Origin of the sequence: Mesorhizobium sp. B1-1-6, assembly GCF_006443035.1 — a bacterium.
Classification (GTDB): Bacteria; Pseudomonadota; Alphaproteobacteria; order Rhizobiales; family Rhizobiaceae; genus Mesorhizobium.
The window spans coordinates 386,505-404,708 of the sequence record NZ_VFWR01000002.1; the positions used below are offsets into that span (position 1 = coordinate 386,505).

The 18,204-nt window shown below is 64.6% G+C and carries 19 protein-coding genes; 7 read left to right on the plus strand and 12 right to left on the minus strand.

Annotated elements, in window-relative coordinates; genetic code table 11:
• Positions 1-2 precede the first annotated feature (2 nt).
• Positions 3-818, plus strand: a complete 816-nt coding sequence (locus tag FJ979_RS05560) for a thioredoxin family protein (protein ID WP_140580207.1) — start codon at positions 3-5, stop codon at positions 816-818.
• A 91-nt stretch (positions 819-909) separates the two neighbouring features.
• Here FJ979_RS05560 and FJ979_RS05565 read toward each other — a convergent pair whose 3' ends face one another.
• The 6 genes from FJ979_RS05565 to FJ979_RS05590 all read right to left on the minus strand — a co-directional run bounded on the left by FJ979_RS05565 (position 910) and on the right by FJ979_RS05590 (position 6,982).
• Positions 910-2,295, minus strand: coding sequence for an FAD-binding oxidoreductase (locus FJ979_RS05565; RefSeq protein ID WP_140580208.1), 1,386 nt, complete (start codon positions 2,293-2,295; stop codon positions 910-912).
• Positions 2,296-2,420: 125 nt separating this feature from the next.
• Positions 2,421-3,533, minus strand: coding sequence for an ABC transporter ATP-binding protein (locus tag FJ979_RS05570; protein ID WP_140580209.1), 1,113 nt, complete (start codon positions 3,531-3,533; stop codon positions 2,421-2,423).
• Positions 3,530-4,327, minus strand: coding sequence for an ABC transporter permease (locus FJ979_RS05575; protein ID WP_140492241.1), 798 nt, complete (start codon positions 4,325-4,327; stop codon positions 3,530-3,532). Before FJ979_RS05575 ends, FJ979_RS05570 begins: the two co-directional genes overlap by 4 nt.
• Positions 4,327-5,190: an ABC transporter permease gene (locus FJ979_RS05580; protein ID WP_140580210.1), complete on the minus strand. Its 864-nt coding sequence runs from the start codon at positions 5,188-5,190 to the stop codon at positions 4,327-4,329. Before FJ979_RS05580 ends, FJ979_RS05575 begins: the two co-directional genes overlap by 1 nt.
• Before the next feature lie 23 nt (positions 5,191-5,213).
• Entirely contained in the window at positions 5,214-6,284 is a 1,071-nt protein-coding gene (locus tag FJ979_RS05585) for an extracellular solute-binding protein (RefSeq protein ID WP_181165196.1), read from the minus strand.
• A 35-nt stretch (positions 6,285-6,319) separates the two neighbouring features.
• Positions 6,320-6,982 carry an XRE family transcriptional regulator gene (locus FJ979_RS05590; protein WP_140514019.1) on the minus strand — a complete coding sequence of 221 codons (663 nt, stop codon included), beginning with the start codon at positions 6,980-6,982 and terminating at the stop codon, positions 6,320-6,322.
• A 537-nt stretch (positions 6,983-7,519) separates the two neighbouring features.
• Between FJ979_RS05590 and FJ979_RS05595 the strand changes: the two genes are divergently transcribed.
• Positions 7,520-7,906, plus strand: coding sequence for a DUF2794 domain-containing protein (locus FJ979_RS05595; protein WP_140524596.1), 387 nt, complete (start codon positions 7,520-7,522; stop codon positions 7,904-7,906).
• A 51-nt stretch (positions 7,907-7,957) separates the two neighbouring features.
• Here the strand turns inward: FJ979_RS05595 and FJ979_RS05600 are convergent, their stop codons facing one another.
• The 4 genes from FJ979_RS05600 to FJ979_RS05615 form a co-directional block, all read right to left on the minus strand.
• Positions 7,958-8,527 (minus strand): GNAT family N-acetyltransferase, encoded by a 570-nt coding sequence (locus tag FJ979_RS05600; protein ID WP_140524595.1) that lies wholly within the window; start codon positions 8,525-8,527, stop codon positions 7,958-7,960.
• A 123-nt stretch (positions 8,528-8,650) separates the two neighbouring features.
• Positions 8,651-9,424: a Bax inhibitor-1/YccA family protein gene (locus tag FJ979_RS05605; protein ID WP_140492223.1), complete on the minus strand. Its 774-nt coding sequence runs from the start codon at positions 9,422-9,424 to the stop codon at positions 8,651-8,653.
• A gap of 240 nt (positions 9,425-9,664) precedes the next feature.
• On the minus strand, positions 9,665-12,214 hold the full coding sequence (locus FJ979_RS05610) for an ABC transporter permease (protein WP_140580211.1): 2,550 nt from the start codon (positions 12,212-12,214) through the stop codon (positions 9,665-9,667).
• The gene (locus FJ979_RS05615; RefSeq protein ID WP_140580212.1) at positions 12,214-12,909 is read right to left on the minus strand and encodes an ABC transporter ATP-binding protein; all 696 of its coding nucleotides are present in this window, start codon (positions 12,907-12,909) and stop codon (positions 12,214-12,216) included. Before FJ979_RS05615 ends, FJ979_RS05610 begins: the two co-directional genes overlap by 1 nt.
• An 82-nt stretch (positions 12,910-12,991) precedes the next feature.
• Between FJ979_RS05615 and FJ979_RS05620 the strand changes: the two genes are divergently transcribed.
• Together FJ979_RS05620 and thpR are read left to right on the plus strand one after the other, a co-directional pair.
• The gene (locus tag FJ979_RS05620) at positions 12,992-13,636 is read left to right on the plus strand and encodes an arylesterase (protein ID WP_140580213.1); all 645 of its coding nucleotides are present in this window, start codon (positions 12,992-12,994) and stop codon (positions 13,634-13,636) included.
• A 127-nt stretch (positions 13,637-13,763) separates the two neighbouring features.
• A complete protein-coding gene (thpR, locus tag FJ979_RS05625) occupies positions 13,764-14,360 on the plus strand; it encodes an RNA 2',3'-cyclic phosphodiesterase (protein WP_140559221.1) in 597 nt (198 codons plus the stop codon).
• Here the strand turns inward: thpR and FJ979_RS05630 are convergent.
• A complete protein-coding gene (locus tag FJ979_RS05630) occupies positions 14,264-14,782 on the minus strand; it encodes a low molecular weight protein-tyrosine-phosphatase (RefSeq protein WP_140492208.1) in 519 nt (172 codons plus the stop codon). The genes thpR and FJ979_RS05630 overlap by 97 nt on opposite strands.
• A 51-nt stretch (positions 14,783-14,833) precedes the next feature.
• Here FJ979_RS05630 and FJ979_RS05635 point away from each other — a divergent pair, with 51 nt between their 5' ends.
• The 3 genes from FJ979_RS05635 to FJ979_RS05645 all read left to right on the plus strand — a co-directional run bounded on the left by FJ979_RS05635 (position 14,834) and on the right by FJ979_RS05645 (position 16,695).
• Positions 14,834-15,127, plus strand: coding sequence for a 4a-hydroxytetrahydrobiopterin dehydratase (locus FJ979_RS05635; RefSeq protein ID WP_140554789.1), 294 nt, complete (start codon positions 14,834-14,836; stop codon positions 15,125-15,127).
• A gap of 426 nt (positions 15,128-15,553) precedes the next feature.
• Positions 15,554-15,916, plus strand: coding sequence for a YkvA family protein (locus FJ979_RS05640; protein ID WP_140492202.1), 363 nt, complete (start codon positions 15,554-15,556; stop codon positions 15,914-15,916).
• 275 nt (positions 15,917-16,191) lie between these two features.
• On the plus strand, positions 16,192-16,695 hold the full coding sequence (locus FJ979_RS05645) for an invasion associated locus B family protein (protein ID WP_140492199.1): 504 nt from the start codon (positions 16,192-16,194) through the stop codon (positions 16,693-16,695).
• Positions 16,696-16,749: 54 nt separating this feature from the next.
• Here FJ979_RS05645 and FJ979_RS05650 read toward each other — a convergent pair whose 3' ends face one another.
• Positions 16,750-18,105, minus strand: a complete 1,356-nt coding sequence (locus FJ979_RS05650) for a chloride channel protein (protein ID WP_140492196.1) — start codon at positions 18,103-18,105, stop codon at positions 16,750-16,752.
• Positions 18,106-18,204: the final 99 nt, after the last annotated feature.

Genomic DNA, 18,204 nt, shown 5'->3' on the forward strand with positions numbered 1-18,204 from the left:
GAATGGTCATGGCCTCGCGTAGATCATTGTGGCTGGCAGCGTTCGCGCTGGCCTTCTCGGCGTTTGCCGGTGCCGGGCACGCCGGCGAGTCCGGCAGGCTCCCGGCCGACAAGCCCCAGGGCGACAGGCCCGTGGGCGTGGTCGAGCTGTTCACCAGCCAAGGCTGCAGTTCCTGCCCGCCTGCCGACGCCTTCTTCTCCGAACTTGCCGCCAGGCAGGATCTTGTCGCGCTCTCCTATCACGTCGGTTATTGGGATTATCTCGGCTGGCGGGACACGCTGAGCAGCAAGGAAAACACCGAGCGGCAATATGAGTATATGCGGGCCTTCGGCAACCGCTCAGTCTATACGCCGCAGGCGGTCATCAACGGCCGGGTCCATGTGAACGGCGCCAATCGCGGCGAGGTCGATGGCCAACTCGCCCGCATGGCAAGGATCGGCGAAGACATGCGGGTCGCCATCAAGGTCAGCCGGACCAGCGACCGCGTCATGATCGATGCCGGCGATGGCGGGACCGGTCCCAGCGATGCTCATGTCGTCATCGTCTATTTCGAGCCGCCGCAGACGGTCACGATCGGCCAGGGCGAGAACACGGGCCGCAAGATGACCTATTGGAACGCGGTGACCGGCATCCAGACAGCGGGCATCTGGCACGGCAAGGCGCAGCGCTACGAATTGCCGATGAGTGAGATTTCCAAGAAGGGCGGCTGCGCCGTGCTTTTGCAGTCCGTCGGCAAGGACGGCCTGCCAGGGCCCATCCTGGGCGCCGCCTTCATTCACCGCCCCGGTTCCGATGCGCCGTTCGATCGAAGGCTCTGAAGCGCGCCGCCGAAAACGGAAATGATGCGACGCGCTGTCGGTCTCCATTCATGCCTGTCGACCAAACGGAATCGCGTTTGAGTGACCTGCCTCAATGGCCGGTCAGGCGATCAGCGAAAGCGGCGAGGCGCGACGTCCGCCCCAGGCCGTTTGCCTCCCGCCGGTCGGCGATGCGGTAGAGCTGGTACATGGCGTGGACGCCGAGCCAGCGCAGCGGCTCCGGCTCCCATTTCTTCACCGTGCGGTTGACCCAGGGCAACCGGGTCAGCTCCGTGTCGTGTCCGAGCACCAGGTCGCGCAAGGTGCGGCCGGACAGGTTCGAACTGGAAACACCGAGCCCGACATAGCCGCCGGCCCAGCCCATGCCGCTTTCGCGATCGAAGCCGCACGTCGTGCACCAGTCGCGCGGCACGCCGAGCGTGCCGCACCAGGCATGGTCGAGCCGCACGCCTTTGGTCTGCGGCAGCAGCCTGGTCAGGATCTCGTGCAGCTGGTCGATGGTCGCCTGTTGTGTCTTGCCGCGCGTGTCGGTGCGCGATCCGAAGCGGTAGGGCACGCCCCGGCCGCCCATGGCGATCCGGCCTTCCCGCGTGCGCTGCGCATAGCAGTAGGTATGCGCGGCATCGCCCAGCACCTCGTAGCCGCTCCAGCCGATTTCGTCCCAGAGCTTCTGCGGCAGCTTCTCGGTCACCACGATGGCGCTGTTCAGCGGCAGCCAGAGACGCTCGTAGCCGGCAATGCCGGCGGTGAAGCCCTCGGTGGCGCGCACGATCTTTTCGGCGCGCACGACGCCGCGGTCGGTGGTGACCTTGCCCTTCTCGAGCGCCAGCACCTGCGTCTGCTCGTAGATCGGAACGCCGAGCCGCGCGACCGCCGCCGCCAGACCCTGCACCAGCTTGGCCGGCTGCACGCGCCCGACGTCGCGCACGACGAAGGCGCCCAATACATTGTCGATGGCGATGCGCTCGCGCGCTTCCTGCGCACCGAGGAAGGCCAACCGCTCCGGGGGCATTTCCCAGTGCCGGGCCTCTTCGTACTCGGCTTTGGCGCGCTCAAGCTGCGCGGCGTTGGTGGCGACGGTGATGTTGTCGACGCGGCGGATGTCGGCGTCGATCCCTTCGGCAGCGGCAATCGCGATCACCTCGTCGACCGTGCCGGACATGGCGCGCTGCATGTCGATCACCGCCCCGCGCGAGGAGGTTTTTGCATATTTCTCGCGCGACCAGCTGAAGCCGCCGGACAGCCATCCGCCATTGCGGCCCGAGGCGCCGAAGCCGGCGAACTCCTTTTCGACGATGGCGATGCGCAGCGCGGGCTTCGCCTTCTTCAGATAGTAGGCCGCCCAAAGTCCGGTATAGCCGGCGCCGACGATGCAGACATCGGCCTCGATGTCGCCGGGCAAGGGTGGGCGGCTGGCCGGCGGGCCACCTATGTCGGCATACCAGAACGACACGTCGCCATTGCGCTGGGCTTGCATCTTGTGATCCGTTCTCCGTGCGATTCCAGGAAAAGTGTGGAGCGGTTTCCCGTCCGGAACTGCGTTAAACACCAAGAGAGGAAGCGGCCCCGTCGTTTTCCATGGAAAGGCGAGGCCGCTTTGTTTCAGGTAAGCGTCAGGTCGGCCTTGTCGTCATCGGCGAGCAGCTTCACGTCGCCGCCGGCGAAGAGCACGTCGACCTCGTCTCCAATGGCAAAAGTGTCCGCCTCGAGCGTCGAGCGCACGATGGCTTTCGAGCCGTCGGCGAGCTCCACCTCGTATTTGGAACCGGAGCCGAGATAGATGGCCTCGCCGATACGCCCGGCGAGCCGGTTGCGGCCATCCCCGCCGCCGCCGCGACGCGCAAGCGCCAGCTTTTCGGGGCGCAGCAGCATCACCGGCTTGCCGCCATCGGCGAGACGCTTGGCGGTCGCCACTCTCTGCCCGGATATCTCGATCGCCGTCTCCTTGCCGGAAGTGGCGGCGGGGCCGCGCAGCACGGTGGAATCGCCGATGAACTTGCCGACGAAAAGCGTCGCCGGCTCGTCGTAGAGTTCGCGGCCGGTGCCGATCTGCTCGATGCCGCCGCGGTTGAACACGGCGATGCGGTCGGAGAGCACCAACGCCTCCTCCTGGTCGTGCGTCACATAGACGAAGGTGGTGCCGAGTTCGCGGTGGATGCGCTTGATCTCGAGCTGCAGCCATTCGCGCAGTTTCTTGTCCAGCGCGCCGAGCGGCTCGTCCATCAGCAGCAGCGGCGGATCGAAGACGATGGCGCGGGCCAGCGCCACGCGCTGCTGCTGGCCGCCCGAAAGCTCGCTTGGAAAGCGATGGCCGAAATCGGCCATCTTGACCATGTCGAGCGCGTGGCGGACGCGGCGTTCGCGTTCTGCCCCGGTGACGCCGCGCAGCTTCAGCGGATAGGCGACATTGCGGCCGACCGTCATGTGCGGGAACAGTGCATAATGCTGGAAGACCACGCCGATGTTGCGCTTGTGCGCCGGCACGCCGACCACGCTCTTTTCCCCGACCAGCAGCTTGCCGCTGGTCAGGTCGGTAAAGCCGGCGATCACGTTCAGCGTCGTCGTCTTGCCTGAGCCGCTCGGGCCGAGCAGCGTCATGAATTCACCCGGCTCGATTCGCAGCGACACGCCGTCGAGCGCCTTGAAGGAACCATAGGCCTTGCTTACCGACTCCAGGTCGATCGCCGCACCGCGACTTTCCGCTTTCTGATTCATAAGCCTCCCTTCCGCTCACGGCCAAGAAGCAGCATGCCGCCGCCGATCAGCAGTGTCGTTGCGCATAAGAGGATCGTGCCGACGGCCGCGACCGTCGGGTCGGCGTCGCGCGTGATGGAAGCGAAGATCTGCACCGGCAACGTCTTGAGATAGGGATTGGTGATGAACAGCGACACCACGATCTCGTCGAAGGAGGTGGCGAAGGCGAACAGCAGGCCTGACAGTACCCCGGGGGCGATCAGCGGCAGCGTCACCGTGCGGAACGTGGTGAGCGAACCTGCGCCCAGGCTCGCCGCGGCTGTCTCCAGCCGCTTGTCGAACACTTCGAGATTGGCCGAAACGGCGATCAACACGAAAGGCAGCGCAAGGATGGTGTGGGCCAGAACGAAGCCGAGCAGCGTGCCGACAAGCCGCGTGTCGAGATAGACGGCGTAGATGCCGATGGCCAGGACCACGCCCGGCACCACCATCGGCGTCAGCATCAGCATGCGCAGGAGATTTGCCGGCCGCGCCTGCATGCGGTCGAGGCCGAAGGCGGCAAGGGTGCCGAGCACGGTTGCCAGAACCGCAACGATCGATGCGACCTTCAGCGAATTGAGGAAGCTGGTCGACCAATCCGGATTGGTGACGAAATTTTCGTACCATTGCCAGGAGAAGCCCTGGGGTGGAAATGCCAGCGATTTATTCTCGTTGAATGACATCGGCACCACGACGAGCGTCGGTGCCACCAGCCATATGGCTACCAGCAGGCAGACAAGACCCAGCATGACGCGGGTAAGCGGCTTCATCTCCATCAGGGCCGCCCCGCTTGCCGATGGCTGGACCGCATCACGGGCGCGGCAAGCGCCAGCAGCACGAAGGTCGTGACGAGCAGCACCACGCCCATGGCCCCGCCCCTGCCCCATTGCAGGAGGCTGAGCACCTGTGTCTGCACCAGCGTCGACAGCATCGTCGAGCGCGGTCCGCCGAGCAGGGCCGGCGTGATGTAGAAGCCGAGCGCCAGGATGAAGACGATGATCGCACCGGCATAGACGCCAGGCAGCGACAGCGGCAGATACACCGTGAGGAACGCGCGCGAGGGTCTCGCCCCGAGGCTCCGCGCGGCTTGCATCAGCCTGAGATCGATGCCTTTCATGACCGAATAGAGCGGCAGGATCATGAAAGGCAAAAGCACCTGCGCCATGCCGATGACCACGCCCGTCTGGGTGCGGATCAGCCTGATGCCGCCGAACCCGAGCGCCCGCAGGATCGAGTTGATGACCCCCGAATCCTGCAGCAGTATCACCCAGGACAAAGTGCGTACCACGCCGCTCACCCAAAACGGGATCAGCACACATAGCAGCAGCACCAAGCGCACGCGTGGTCGGACCGCGGTCATCAGATAGGCATAGGGATAGGCGCAAACCACGCAGACCAGCGTGACCCATGCTGAAATGAGGAAGGTCCGCCGGAGCACGGCTAGGTTGATGGGCGCGCCGAAGAACCAGATATAGTTCTGTAGGCCCCACTGCGGCTCCGACAGGCTGCGCACGACGATGGTGAGCAGCGGATAGCCAATCACCGCGAAGAGCAGGACCAGCGCCGGCAGCGCGAGCGCGAACGGCCGCCATGCCCGGCGCCTTTCGGCGGCCGGAATGGCTGGCTGGGACGCGCTCACGGCTTTTGGTCTCCCTCAGCCGGTCAGTTGCCGGACATCAGCGCGGACCACTTCTCCTGCGCCACCGCGAAGTTCGGGACCCAGAACTTGAAGTTCTGCTTGTAGCCCTGCTTCTGGCGTTCGGGCGTGTTGGTCAGGAAAGCGGAGACGGAAGCGTCGACCTTGGGCTGCGCTTCACTGTTGATCGGCGTGTAAGACGTTTGCTCCGTCAACACCTCCTGCGCGTGCTTGCCAAGATAGGCGTTGAGCAGCGCGTAGGATGCCTCCGTGTCCTTGGCGCCGACGGGGATCGTCATCTGATCCATCACCACCAGCCAGTCCTGCCAGGCCGGTGCGTATTTGGCGCCGTTCTTGACCGCGGTCATGGCGCGGCCTGTCCACATCATCAGCATGTCGGCCTCGCCGGATTCGGCGAGTTGCTGCGATTCTGCACCCGTCTTCCAGAAGATGGTATCGGGGCCGAGCTTGCGAACCACATCGATGGCCTTGTCGATATCGGCCACCGTCATCGCCTTGGGGTCCCCGCCGGCAACCTTGAACGCCTGTTCCAGCAAGCCACCGGTCGGGCTGCCGGAGCCGTCGATTCCGCGCACGCCGGGGAATTTCTGCGTGTCGAAGAAGTCGGCCCAGCTCTTGGGCGGATTGTCCTTGTACTTTTCGGTGTTGTACATCAGCACGACGCCGTAGTTCATCGCCGGCACCGAGCACTCGCCGACCTGGCCCTCGGGAATTTTCGAGACGTCGAGTTTGGTGAAGTCCAGCTTCTGGAACAGTTTGCCGCAATAGACATAAGGCGGCAGATCGTCGGTATCGACAACGTCCCATGTCACATTGCCGGACTCGACCTGCGCCTGCAGCTTGGCGATCTCGGTCGGGCCGTCATTGAGCAGCTTGACGCCCGACTTGTCCACGAACTCCTTGAGCGCTGCCGCCTGGCCGTCCTGGTAGATGCCGCCATAGGACACGAAAGTCAGGGTCTTGCCCTTCAGCGAGCCTTCGGCCACCTCTCCGGCAACCGGCTTCGATTGCGCGAGCGCGGCCGTCGCCGCCAGAAGCACGCCCAGGCACGCCGCATGTGCAAATTTCACTCTCATGTTCAACTCTCCCATTCCAGAGCTCGCATTTGTTCTCATTCACCCGGATGCGAGCGGTTTCCGGTCCTGTACTGATCGAGTTCCAGCGCGCCGGCGGTCGGCGGCGCGATGATCCAGAGCACCTCCGCCGGTGTGTCGCCGACATTGACCGTGCGGTGCGGCACCGAGGTCGCGTATTCGACGCTGTCGCCTTCGCGCATCAGATGGCGCTCGTCGGCAAGCGTCAGTTCGACGGTTCCCTTGAGCACCATGAACATCTCATGCTCGCCGCCATGCACATAGGCGTCGTCGCCGGTCGAGCCGCCGACCTCGAAATGCCCCGCATAAACCTCGAACTGATGGATCGGCCGCCGCGACAAAAGCATCTTGCGGCCTCGCACGCCGACGGGAACGACAGGCCGTTCCTCGCGCCTCAGCACCTTGTGCAACGGACGGCTGCTGCCCTCGAACAGGTCGTTGATGCCGAGATCGAGAGCGGCGGCGATCCTGAGCAGCGTGCCTGTGTTGGCGCCGCACAGATTGCGCTCGAGCTGGCTGATGAAGCTCGCCGTCGTGCCGGTCATGTCGGCCAACCGGCGCAGCGAGACGCGCCTTGCCATGCGCAGCGCCTTGATGCGGGGACCGACGCCGCCGGCCTCAGGGGTGGCCGCGACCGTACCATTCACCTCTTTCGCCGTGGAGTCCGATATGCGTGGCATTGCCGCTCCCGTTTCACTTAACACCTTATTAAGTGGTGATGGCGTTGGCAAGCGCGGACGGCATGCCAAGATTTCGGCGCCCATCGATCCTGCCGGTCGCACCGGATCGGGCTGAAAACCGTCCATACGGCGGGAAATCCGCATTAGCGGCGACCCAGGCATGAAAAAACCGACGTCAGCTTGCTTCTGACGTCGGTCATTTAGGTTTTGGGATCGTCGCACCCGGTCTTTCCGAGGAAAGACCGAGGTTGGTTCGATCCGACGCAGACCCGTGGGCGGGGGGCTTGGGGTTTACGAGCCGGTGCCGGACCGAACCGTCTCAGGCAACGCCGGTAAATTCGTCGGACATTGGGGCATGAGCGCGGATAAAAAATGGCGAGAATGTGGCGGAGCATCACCAATTCCAACATGTCGTTTGCAAACGTGACTGGACGCGACGGAAATGGCGCGGGTCCGCACCGCTTCGCCGGCACTTGCAATTCGATGGCGAAAGCGCCAACTTTGGTTGGCAAAGATTCATTTTTGAAGGATCGAGGCATGACCGATCACGGCGGCGGGACGGAGGATGGCGACGCATCCGCGATACTGATCCCGCTCCACGAGGCACGCCGTGCGCGCCTCGACCAGCCGGTGCGCTTCGAGCGGCGCGAACTGGACCAGATCCTGAAACTCTACGGGCGCATGGTTGCCGCCAATGAATGGCGCGACTACGCTATCGATCATCTCACCGACAGGGCCGTGTTTTCAGTGTTCCGCCGGGCCAGCGAGGTGCCGCTGTTCCAGATCGTCAAGGACCCGAAACTGGCACGCAAACAAGGCGCCTTCGCCGTCATCGCCGCGGGCGGCCGTATCCTCAAGCGCGGGCAGGAGCTTGGCCGTGTGCTCGGCGTCTTCGACAACAAGCTGAAGCTGGTCGAGGCCTGAACCGCGGCGCAATTGCTCGGTTGACCTCCGTCTTGGCGCTCATCTAAGCCCTTATTTTTCTTGACGGAATTTCCGTTCCGGCAATGATTCCGGATCCGGCGGAGCCGAGGCCCCGCCGTTCAGCGCCAGTTGCATGAACACGGTGTCCAGCCAGCGTCCGTGCTTGTAGCCGGAGCCTTCAAGGCGGCCGGAATGACGAAAGCCGAGCTTTTCGTGCAGCTTGACGGAAGCGCTGTCGGGATGGCCATCGCCGATCACAGCGACGATCTGGCGAAAGCCCGCCGCCTCGGCGGCCGCGATCAGGCTTTGCATCAGTTTGAGGCCGACACCCTGGCCCTTGGCATCAGGCGCGACATAGACGGAGTCCTCGACGACAAAGCGATAGGCCGGGCGCGGCCGGAAGGGACCGGCATAGGCATAGCCGAGCACGGCGCCATCCTTTTCCGCCACAAGGTAGGGGAAGCCGCCGGCCTGGAGCGTGTCGAATCGCATGCCCATTTCGGCGCGCCCCGGCGGCTCCAGCTCGTAGCTCGCCGTGCCGCGGGTCACAGCGTCGGCATAGATTTGCGTAATGGTGTCGAGGTCGGCCGCGCGCGCGGCCCGTATAACGATAGTGCTCATTCTTTATGCAGGCCTCTTTGTCTGCCTGCAATAACAGCAAAGGTCGGCGCAAAAGAAAAGGGCGGCCGTTGGGCCGCCCCTCCAAACCCGATGGTCCAGTCAGACCATGACGCGGACCAGCCCTTAGCGGCGGTCGCCCATGAACTGGAGCAGGAACATGAACAGGTTGATGAAGTCGAGATAGAGCGTCAGCGCTCCCATGATGGCCTTGCGGCCGGCAACGTCGGAAGCGTCGCCCTCGAAATACATCTCCTTGATCTTCTGCGTGTCGTAGGCGGTGAGGCCGGCGAAGACCAGCACGCCGATCGCCGAGACGGCGAAGGACAGCGCCGACGACTGCAGGAAGATGTTGATCACCATCGCGATGATGATGCCGAACACGCCCATGATCAGGAACGAGCCCATCGCCGTCAGGTCGCGCTTGGTCGTGTAGCCGAACAGCGACAGCGCGCCGAAGGCCGCGGCGGTGGCGAAGAAGGTCTGCGAGATGCTGGCGGTGGTGTAGACCAGGAAGATCGACGACAGCGACAGGCCGACTAGGCCCGCATAGACCCAGAACGTCGTCTGCGCCGCCGACACGCTCATCGACTGGACGCGGAACGACAGGAACAGAACGGCGGCCAGCGGGGCCAGCATCACCAGCCAGCGCAGCGGCGAGCCGAAGATCGCGTAGCCGAACGAGGTCAGCATCTCGCCGCTCGGCAGCGTCGCGACAGCCGAGGCCGGATCGGTGGTTGTGGCCAGCATGATCGTGCCGACGGCGGCAAGACCAGTGATGAGGAGACCAAGCCCCATCAAATTGTAGACCTTGATCATATAGGCGCGCAGGCCCTGATCGATGTCGACGGCGGCGCCGGGCACGGCGCGCGTCTGATAGTTGCGAATGGGTTCAGCCATTGTGGTCCTCTATTGCTTCTGCCCCGTCCGGTGTCGGGTCCACCCGGACCCAGGCGCCGCTGGCGGGACTCCAGCATGCCTGCGGCGAAATATGATGGTTATTCGCGTCAAGAACAAGACCGTAACCGGGTGTAATGCTTCGTGAGGCACGCATGGCGCGGTTTTCCAGCCCTTTGGCCGCGAAACATTACGTCGATTTAACCAAATGCCGGCCGTCGGCGGGGTGGAACCGATGCGGACTCAGAGGTTTCGCAGCACGGGCGCTGCTTTGTGGCCGAGCACCCGCCAGGTGCCGGCGAGACCGATGCCGACGGTGATGACCAGCGCAAAGAGAATGGTCGCCACCGCCACTTCCGGCATGAAATGCGACGGCAATGTCATGATGCGGGCGACGACGAACCATGCGGCGGCACTGCCGGCGGCGAGCGCGAAGACCGCCGTGGCGAGGCCGATCAGCATGTATTCGAGCGAGAAGGCCGATATCAGCGTCAGCCGCGTCGCACCGAGCGTCTTCAGCACCACCGCGTCATGGATGCGCGCCCGGTTGCCGGCGGCGAGCGCACCGGCCAGCACCAGCACCGACGCGATCAGTGCCACGCCGGCCGCCGCCCTGATCGCCGCGCCGAGCTGTCCGACCAGACGGTTGACGATGTCGAGCGCGTCCTTGACGCGGACCGTAGTGACTGCCGGGAAGGCGCGGGTGACGGCATTGAGGATGCGGGCGTCATCAGCCGCGGTGGCGCTCTTTTCGGTCAGCGTCGCCACCCAGCCATGCGGCGCGCCGGCAAATGTGTTGGGCGAGAACACCATGACGAAGTTGATGCCCATCGTCTCCCATTCGACCTGGCGGAAATTGGCAATCCTGGCCGTGACATTGCGGCCGAGCACGTTGACGGTGACGGTATCGCCGAGCTTCAGCCCGATTTCCTTGCCTTCCTTGTCGGAAAACGAGACGAGCGGCTCGCCGGTATAATCGGCCGGCCACCAGCTGCCCTCGGTCAGCGTCGCGTTGTCCGGCTGCTTGGCCTCATAGGTCAGGCCGCGATCGCCGCGCAGCACCCAAGCGCCCTCCGCCGGTACCTTGACCTTGTCGACGGCAACGCCGTTCAGCGCCATCACCCGGCCGCGCAGCATTGGCACCTTGGCAAGCGTCCCCTGCGGGGCCTCCTTGCTGATCAGACTGGAGAAGCCGTCGACATCGCTGCTCTGGATATCGACGAAGAAGAAGTTCGGCGCCCGCTCCGGCAGGCTGCCGGAGATCTGCCGCCGCAGATTGCCGTCGATCAGCGCCAGCGTCACCAGCAGCGTCAGGCCAAGGCCCAGCGACAGCACCACCGACGGCGTCAGCGCGCCTGGCCGATGGATGTTGCCGACGGCGAGCCTGAGCGCCACGAAGCGCACGCGCGGGCTCTTCCTTGCCGCCCATTGCACCAGCGCACCGACCAGGCGCAGCACCAGGAAGGCGAAGATGGTGGCCCCGACGAAGATCGAAGCGATGCGCTGGTCGCCCGAAAACAGGATGGCGAGCGCTGCAAGAAGCACTGCGATGCCGAGCGCCGAAACGACATAGATAGCGCGTGGAAAACCGCGGCCTTCCAGTCCCATCTCGCGGAACAGCGCGGTCGCCGGCACATCGCGGGCGCGACCGAGTGGCAGCAGCGCGAAGGCCAGCGTCACCAGCAGCCCGAACAGCGCTGCCATGCCGAGAGCGCCGGGATAAAAGCCGCCTTGCGCCGGCACCGGAACGACCGACTGAAGCGCGGCGCTCGCGGCAAAGGGCATCAGTGCGCCGAGCACCAGACCTGCGGCGATGCCGAGGGCCGCGATCATCAGGATCTGCACGAGGTAAACGGCAAAGACGAAGCCGCCCGATGCGCCCAGGCTCTTGAAGGTGGCGATGACGCCGCGCTTGCCGTCGAGATAGGCGCGCACCGCGTTGGCGACGCCGACGCCGCCGACCACCAGCGCCGTCAGCCCGACCAAAGTCAGGAATTGCGAAAAGCGTTCGATGTTGGAAGAGAGCGCCGGGGCCGCATTGCTGCGCGTGCGGATCGACCAGCCGGACTCCGGGAAATCCTTGGCAGCCTCGTCCTGGATGGCCTTGAGCCGCGCCTCGTCGGCGTCGGCGGCCAGCCGGATCTTGTAGGAATTCTCGACGAGGCTGCCCGGCTGAACCAGCCCTGTCGCGACCAGGCCCTCGGTCGAGATCATCAGGCGCGGCGCGAAACCGAAACCTTCGGACACGGCATCGGGCTCGGTGACCAGCCTGGCGCGCAGTTCGAAGGTGGCGGTTCCGAGCTTCAGCCGATCGCCGAGCTTCACATGCAGCCGCTCGAACAGCAGGTCGGGCGCGGCCGCGCCGAAAACACCGAACTGTTCGCCAAACAGTTCCTGCTTCGTCAGCGCCGGCTCGGTTTCCAGGGCACCGTAAAGCGGATAGGCCTCGTCGACGGCCTTGGCCTCGACCAGTGCCTGATCGGAGCCGTCGGCAAGCCGCGCCATCGAACGCATGCTGACGGTTCTCGACACCGTGCCCAGCCCATCGAGGAAGCCGCGTTCGGCTTCGCTTGCGTCGCGCTGGTTAAGCTGGAAGCGCAGATCGCCGCCAAGCAGCGTCTGGCCCTGGTTGGCGACGCCGGCACTGATCGAACGGGCCACGGAATTCACGCCGCCGATCGCCGCGACGCCGAGCGCGATGCAGGCAAGGAAGATCAGGAAACCGGACAGGCCGCCGCGCATCTCGCGCAAGGAGAAGCGGACGGCGAGTTTTAACGTCCGCGCCGGTGACATCAGGCGATGGCCTTGGTCGGCGCCGGTGTCTCGATCCTGCCGGAGCGCATAGAGACCTGGCGCGAACAGCGCGCCGCGAGCGCCGGATCATGCGTGACCAGCACCAGCGTCATGCCGCGCTCGGCCGCCTTGGCGAACAAAAGGTCGGCGACCTGCCTACCGGTCGCCTGGTCGAGATTGCCGGTCGGCTCGTCGGCGATGAGGATGCGCGGCGATGGCGCAAGCGCCCGGGCGATCGCGACGCGCTGCTGCTCGCCGCCCGAAAGTTCGCCGGGATAGTGCGTCACGCGGTCGCTCAGACCGACGGCCGCCAGCTCGCGTTCCGCCACCGAGAACGGATCGGCATGACCGGCCAGCTCCAGCGGCACGGCGACATTTTCGAGCGCCGTCATATTGGGGATGAGATGGAAGGACTGGAACACGATGCCGATGTTTCGCCCCCGAAACGATGCGATCTGATCCTCGCTCTTGCCGTTGAGCAGCTCGCCGGCGATTCGTACCGTGCCCGAATCGACCCTTTCCAGACCTGCGAGAACCATGAGCAGCGTCGACTTGCCCGACCCCGACGGTCCAACGATGCCGGTCGCCTCGCCGCGCGCCACATCGAGGCTGACGCCCTTCAGCACATGGACGGACGAGGCGCCTTCGCCCAATGTCAGCGATACGTCTTTCAGCTCGATGACGGCTTCTGTCAAAATGAAAGCGTCCTATATGGAGATGAGGGCTCCGCCTGCGGGCCGTCGCCGGAAGAATTCTCTGTCATATGGGACCTGCCGCATGTCTTTCCAACGCAGAATTGCCGCAGGCCTGATCGTTTTCCTCGCCATTTGCGGCGCCATCTCGTCGGCACGCGCCGAGCCTTTCAAGATCGTCGGTTTCGGTGATAGCCTGATGGCCGGCTACGGCCTCGGACCCGACGAGGGTTTTACCGACAGGCTGCAGGCGGCGCTGCGCGCCAGGGGCAGGGATGTAACCGTCGCCAATGCCGGCGTTTCCGGCGACACCTCCAGCGGCGGGCTGGCGCGGCTCGACTGGTCGGTGCCGGACGGCACGCAGCTTGTCATCCTCGAACTCGGCGCCAACGACATGCTGCGCGGCGTTTCGCCCGACATCACCCGCAAGAACCTGGATACGATGCTGGCCAAGTTGAAAGAGCGCAAGATCGCCGTTCTGCTGGCCGGCATGCGCGCAGCGCCCAATCTCGGCGCCGACTATCAGAACGCCTTCGACGTCATCTTCCCGGAACTGGCTGCAAAATACGGCGTTACCTTGTACCCGTTCTTTCTCGACGGCGTAGCCGGCCAGTCCGCCCTGCAGCTTGAGGATGGCTTGCATCCGAACGCCAAGGGGGTCGCCCAGATGGTCGAGCGCATCCTGCCTGCGGTCGAGAAGGCCATCGCGGCGGCGCCGGGAGGATCGTAAGACGGGATAGGCCCTTTCCGTTGGGGAAATCTTTTTGACGAGACCTGTGACCAACAAACCTCTTGCCCCGCTTGATTATCGATGATTCGCTGGGGGCACAGTTCGATTCGAGGAAGGGAGGCTCTTCATGCCGCGTCTTTTCACCGCCCTCGAAATTCCGCGTGACGCCGCCCTTTCGCTGTCCCTGCTCAGGGGCGGCCTGCCCGGGGCCCGCTGGATCGACGTCGAGAACTATCATCTGACGCTGCGCTTCATCGGCGATGTCGAAGGCCATGTCGCCGACGAGATCGCCAACGCGCTCGACCGCGTCCACCGCCCCTCCTTCCCGCTGACGCTGGCGGGCGTCGGCGCTTTCGGCCAGAGGAAACCCCATGCCGTATGGGCCGGGGTCTCTGCCTCGCCGGATCTCTCGGCGCTTCAGGCTGAAATCGAGCGCATCTGCCAGCGGCTCGGCATTCCGGCCGATCCGCGCAAGTTCATGCCGCATGTCACACTGGCCCGCCTGCGCAATTCGAGCCCGCTGGACGTCGCCCAATATCTTTCGGCGCGCGGCAATTTTTCGACATTGCCGTTCCGCATCAGCCGGTTCGTCTTGATGTCGTCGCGCGATTCGGTCGGCGGCGGCCCCTACATCGTCGAGGAAGCCTGGCCGCTGTCGGGCGCCGATACGCGCGCGGCAAGCCGCGTCGCCAGCGCCTCCGACGCTTCGCGGATCATGCGGTAGACCTCGGCGAAGGCTTCCTCGCCGTCGTGATAGGGATCCGGCACGTCTCGCGCCTTTCCCTGCGCAAATTCCAGGAACAGGTGGATGCGGTCGCGCACGCCGGCGGGCGCCAGCGTCTTCAGGTCGGCGACGTTCGACCTGTCCATGCCGAAGATCAGGTCGAAACGCGAGAAATCCTCGGGCGCGATCTTGCGTGCCCGCAGTTCCGATATGTCGATGCCGTGGCGCGACGCGATGGCGATCGAACGCCGATCGGGGGCGGAGCCCGCCTCCCAGTCGCTGGTTGCGGCTGAATCGAGCACTATGTCCCGGCCCAGTCCACGTTCCGTCAGCACGGAACGAAGCACGCCTTCCGCCAGCGGCGAACGGCAGATGTTGCCCAGGCAGACGAACAGAATGGATTTTATGGGCTTCGTGCTCATCGATCCGGCGCTATGGTGAAAGTCATCTTCGAAATAGCACAGGAACCGGACATGACGAGAGAGAAACTTGGCAAGGAAGCCATCGTCGCGGCGCTGACAGACCTCGAAGGCTGGTCGCTGGCTGCGGATGGCGCTTCCATCAAACGGACGTTCACCTTCAGGAATTTCTCCGAAGCCTTCGCCTTCATGACCCGCGTCGCGCTTGCGGCCGAGAAGATGGACCATCATCCCGACTGGTCGAATGTCTACAAAACCGTCGACGTGACGCTGAACACGCACGATGCCGGCGGAGTCACGGCGCTTGACATCGAGTTGGCGAAGAAAATGGACCGCTTTGCTGGCTAGGGTAATTCATAGGTGCGGCAACCCCGGCTTCGTCAGCCACGGGCGGAGCGGGAGCGAAGCGGACGCGCAGACCCGAGGATCCATGCCGCGACGTTGACTAAGGGGTGCAGTCGAGCAGAATTCAGCACCGCTGCGTCGCTCTTGAGTCGCGGCATGGATTCTAGGGTCTGCGCCGCGTCGCTTCGCTCCTTGCTTCGCCCTAGAATGACGACGGGAGGTGCGTTTGCCGCCGAACTCCAAGGGAGGACGACTGCCAGTGGAGTGTCCGCTAGGCCGACATCACCTGATCCGCAGGACAGCACGGTAAAGATTGATCCGATTTTCAGGCCAGCGATCTCCCAAGCTCTTGCAGCAAGCGTCGGGTTTCACCACATTTTGCCCCGCGGCCATGCGCAGGCAAGCGCATGAGCCCGCAAGGAGAAATTGATGGCGCAAAAATCCGGTTTTGATTTCTTCGGCTTTGGCGACAGGCTGGGCGGTGAGGGCGAGGTGCGCGAGAAATTCTGGCGCACGGCCAAGAAGGCCGCGCGGCAGATCCCGTTCATGGAAGATGTCGTCGCGGCCTATTACTGCGCCATGGACAAGAACACGCCGCTGCGCGCAAAAGGCATCCTGGTGGCGGCACTCGGTTATTTCGTCCTGCCGGTGGATATGGTCCCCGACTTCATCCTCGGCCTCGGCTTCACCGACGATATCGCCGTGCTCACCGCCGCGATCACCGCCGTCAGCGCCCATATCACGCCGGCGCACCGGCAGGCCGCCAAGGACGCCATATCGGACAAGGGCTGAGCCCTGGAACCGGCCTTCGCGCGCGCTGGACACCAGCGTTCAGGGGGCTTGTGGAAAAGTCAAACTCTTGCCGCTTTCATGCCCTCCAAGTCGCCGAAGGGACATCGCGCCAGCCGCTTGAAAGGCGGCGGCGCGAAGACGGCGGCGGTTTCCTGGGGTGAGCGTCCTTTTCTCAGAGGTAATTCACCGTTTGGTAACCCAGATTAAATCAAAATGAAGCGACGGCAGGACGCCACGCGGCCCGCCTCCGCACCATTTGGAATACGGGAAAAACGATGCGCGGATTGATTGCTACAGTTTCGAGCCTGGTCCTGGTGGCCTTCGCAGCGCCGGCGATGGCGCAGCAGGCGACCAAGATCGGCCAGCACAATGCCTGGGGCACCTACAGCTACCAGGCATCGGGCGGCAAGGTCTGCTATGTCCTCACCGTGCCGACCGACAAGCAGCCGCCGACGCTCGACCATGGCGACATGTTCTTCTTCGTCAGCCAGCGGCCCGGCCAGCAGGTATCCTACGAGCCGCAATTCATCGCCGGCTACACTTTCCAGGAAAACTCCAAGGCCACCGTCACAATCGACAAGAAGACGTTTTCGATGTTCACGCGCGGCAAGTCGGCCTGGGTCGAGAACGCCGCCGAGGAGCCGGTGCTGATCGCCGCCATGAAATCCGGCACCGACATGAAGGTGCAGGCCAAGTCCGGCCGCGGCAACACCACCTCCTACGTCTTCTCGCTGAAAGGCATCTCGGCGGCGCTGTCGTCGATCGCCAACTGCAAATAGTCGAAATTTCGCTTTGAACAGAGAGGCCGGACCGCTGGGTCCGGCCTTTGTTTTTCACGCCGGACCTGGTTCCGGCGCCGCCTCCGCCCTGCGCCGGCGGATCGCTTCCGCGATGAAGACGCGCGACAGCGCATGATAGAGCGGCTCGCGCGAGATCATGCGCGCCGTGCCGTAGCCCAGCATCGAGGCCAGCATCAGCGCGATGACATTGTCGTGATTGCCGGTCATCTCCAGGATGATGACGAAGGCCGTCATCGGCGCCTGCACGACGCCGGCGAAATAACCGGCCATGCCGAGCAACGCGGCCGCACCCGTGCTGGCGCCGAAGACGAGGCCGAGCGAGCTGCCGATGCCGGCGCCGACCGAAAGCGAAGGCGCAAAGATGCCGCCCGGAATGCCCGAGACCATCGACAGCAGCCCGGCAAGGAACTTCTCGGCGAAGAAGAACCAGGGCAGCGGCGTGCCTTCAACGGCGCCGCGCGCCTGCGCGTAGCCGGTGCCGAAGGTCAGGCCGCCCGAGGCGATGCCGATCGCCGCGACGCCGAGCCCACAGATGGCGGCGACCAGCAGGACGCGCCGCAAGGGCTGCCCCGTGTTCCAGCGCCGGATCCGGCGCGTCGCCTTCAGCGCCAGGAGCGAGAACAGCGCGCCGAGGCCGCCGCCGATGACGCCGCAGGCAATCACAAGCGGCCACTCGGCGGCAAACGAGATCGTCTCCTTCGAGACACCGAAATAGGTGTAGTTGCCAAGCAGGCCGAGCGAGGCGATGCCGGCCAGGATCACCGCCGTCAGCACCAGCCCGTTGGTCCGCGCTTCGTAGGTGCGGCCCATTTCCTCGATGGCGAAGACGATGCCGGCCAGCGGCGTGTTGAAGGCGGCCGCGATGCCGGCGGCCGAGCCGGCCAGGATCAGGCCGCGCGCCTGCGCCATGCCGCCCCAGCGTGCCGCCTGCAGCATCAACGACGCGCCGACCTGCACGGTCGGTCCCTCACGGCCGATCGAAGCGCCGCAGAACAGGCCGACCAGGGTGAGCGCGATCTTGCCCGCGACCAGCTTCAGCGACAGGATGTGGCCACGGTCGTCGTCGTCGCGCAGATGCCGCGCCGCGATCGCCTGCGGAATGCCGCTGCCTTGCGAGCCCGGGAAGAAGGCTTGCGCCAGCCAGGCACACAGCACGAAGCCGAGCGGCGTGATCGCCAGCGGCAGATAGAAACGCCAGCCGCCGTCATCGCCGGTCATGGCATGGAACAGCGCCTGCGCCTTGTCGGCGAGCACCGCGAACAGCACGCTGATCACGCCGATGCAGATCGCGCCGGCCCAGAACACCAGCCGCGGCTGCCACACCCGGCGAGAGCCCCACATCGCGCGCGAACGCCGCAGCAAGGGGTATTTTCGCACTGTACCGTTCATGTGTGTCCTCTCGACGGAGCCCCAGCCCTAACACAGGCATGGCCTCGATCAAGCGTTCGCATCAAACGTGAAATGGAAGACGGACGTGGAGCAAAAGTC

Excerpts from the sequence above, each read along its gene's own strand:
- FJ979_RS05560 (WP_140580207.1), top strand. The coding sequence starts at position 3 with ATGGTCATGGCCTCGCGTAGATCATTGTGGCTGGCAGCGTTCGCGCTG.
- FJ979_RS05565 (WP_140580208.1), bottom strand. The coding sequence starts at position 2,295 with ATGCAAGCCCAGCGCAATGGCGACGTGTCGTTCTGGTATGCCGACATA.
- FJ979_RS05570 (WP_140580209.1), bottom strand. The coding sequence starts at position 3,533 with ATGAATCAGAAAGCGGAAAGTCGCGGTGCGGCGATCGACCTGGAGTCG.
- FJ979_RS05575 (WP_140492241.1), bottom strand. The coding sequence starts at position 4,327 with ATGGAGATGAAGCCGCTTACCCGCGTCATGCTGGGTCTTGTCTGCCTG.
- FJ979_RS05585 (WP_181165196.1), bottom strand. The coding sequence starts at position 6,284 with ATGAGAGTGAAATTTGCACATGCGGCGTGCCTGGGCGTGCTTCTGGCG.
- FJ979_RS05590 (WP_140514019.1), bottom strand. The coding sequence starts at position 6,982 with ATGCCACGCATATCGGACTCCACGGCGAAAGAGGTGAATGGTACGGTC.
- FJ979_RS05595 (WP_140524596.1), top strand. The coding sequence starts at position 7,520 with ATGACCGATCACGGCGGCGGGACGGAGGATGGCGACGCATCCGCGATA.
- FJ979_RS05600 (WP_140524595.1), bottom strand. The coding sequence starts at position 8,527 with ATGAGCACTATCGTTATACGGGCCGCGCGCGCGGCCGACCTCGACACC.
- FJ979_RS05605 (WP_140492223.1), bottom strand. The coding sequence starts at position 9,424 with ATGGCTGAACCCATTCGCAACTATCAGACGCGCGCCGTGCCCGGCGCC.
- FJ979_RS05610 (WP_140580211.1), bottom strand. The coding sequence starts at position 12,214 with ATGTCACCGGCGCGGACGTTAAAACTCGCCGTCCGCTTCTCCTTGCGC.
- FJ979_RS05620 (WP_140580213.1), top strand. The coding sequence starts at position 12,992 with ATGTCTTTCCAACGCAGAATTGCCGCAGGCCTGATCGTTTTCCTCGCC.
- thpR (WP_140559221.1), top strand. The coding sequence starts at position 13,764 with ATGCCGCGTCTTTTCACCGCCCTCGAAATTCCGCGTGACGCCGCCCTT.
- FJ979_RS05630 (WP_140492208.1), bottom strand. The coding sequence starts at position 14,782 with ATGAGCACGAAGCCCATAAAATCCATTCTGTTCGTCTGCCTGGGCAAC.
- FJ979_RS05635 (WP_140554789.1), top strand. The coding sequence starts at position 14,834 with ATGACGAGAGAGAAACTTGGCAAGGAAGCCATCGTCGCGGCGCTGACA.
- FJ979_RS05640 (WP_140492202.1), top strand. The coding sequence starts at position 15,554 with ATGGCGCAAAAATCCGGTTTTGATTTCTTCGGCTTTGGCGACAGGCTG.
- FJ979_RS05645 (WP_140492199.1), top strand. The coding sequence starts at position 16,192 with ATGCGCGGATTGATTGCTACAGTTTCGAGCCTGGTCCTGGTGGCCTTC.
- FJ979_RS05650 (WP_140492196.1), bottom strand. The coding sequence starts at position 18,105 with ATGAACGGTACAGTGCGAAAATACCCCTTGCTGCGGCGTTCGCGCGCG.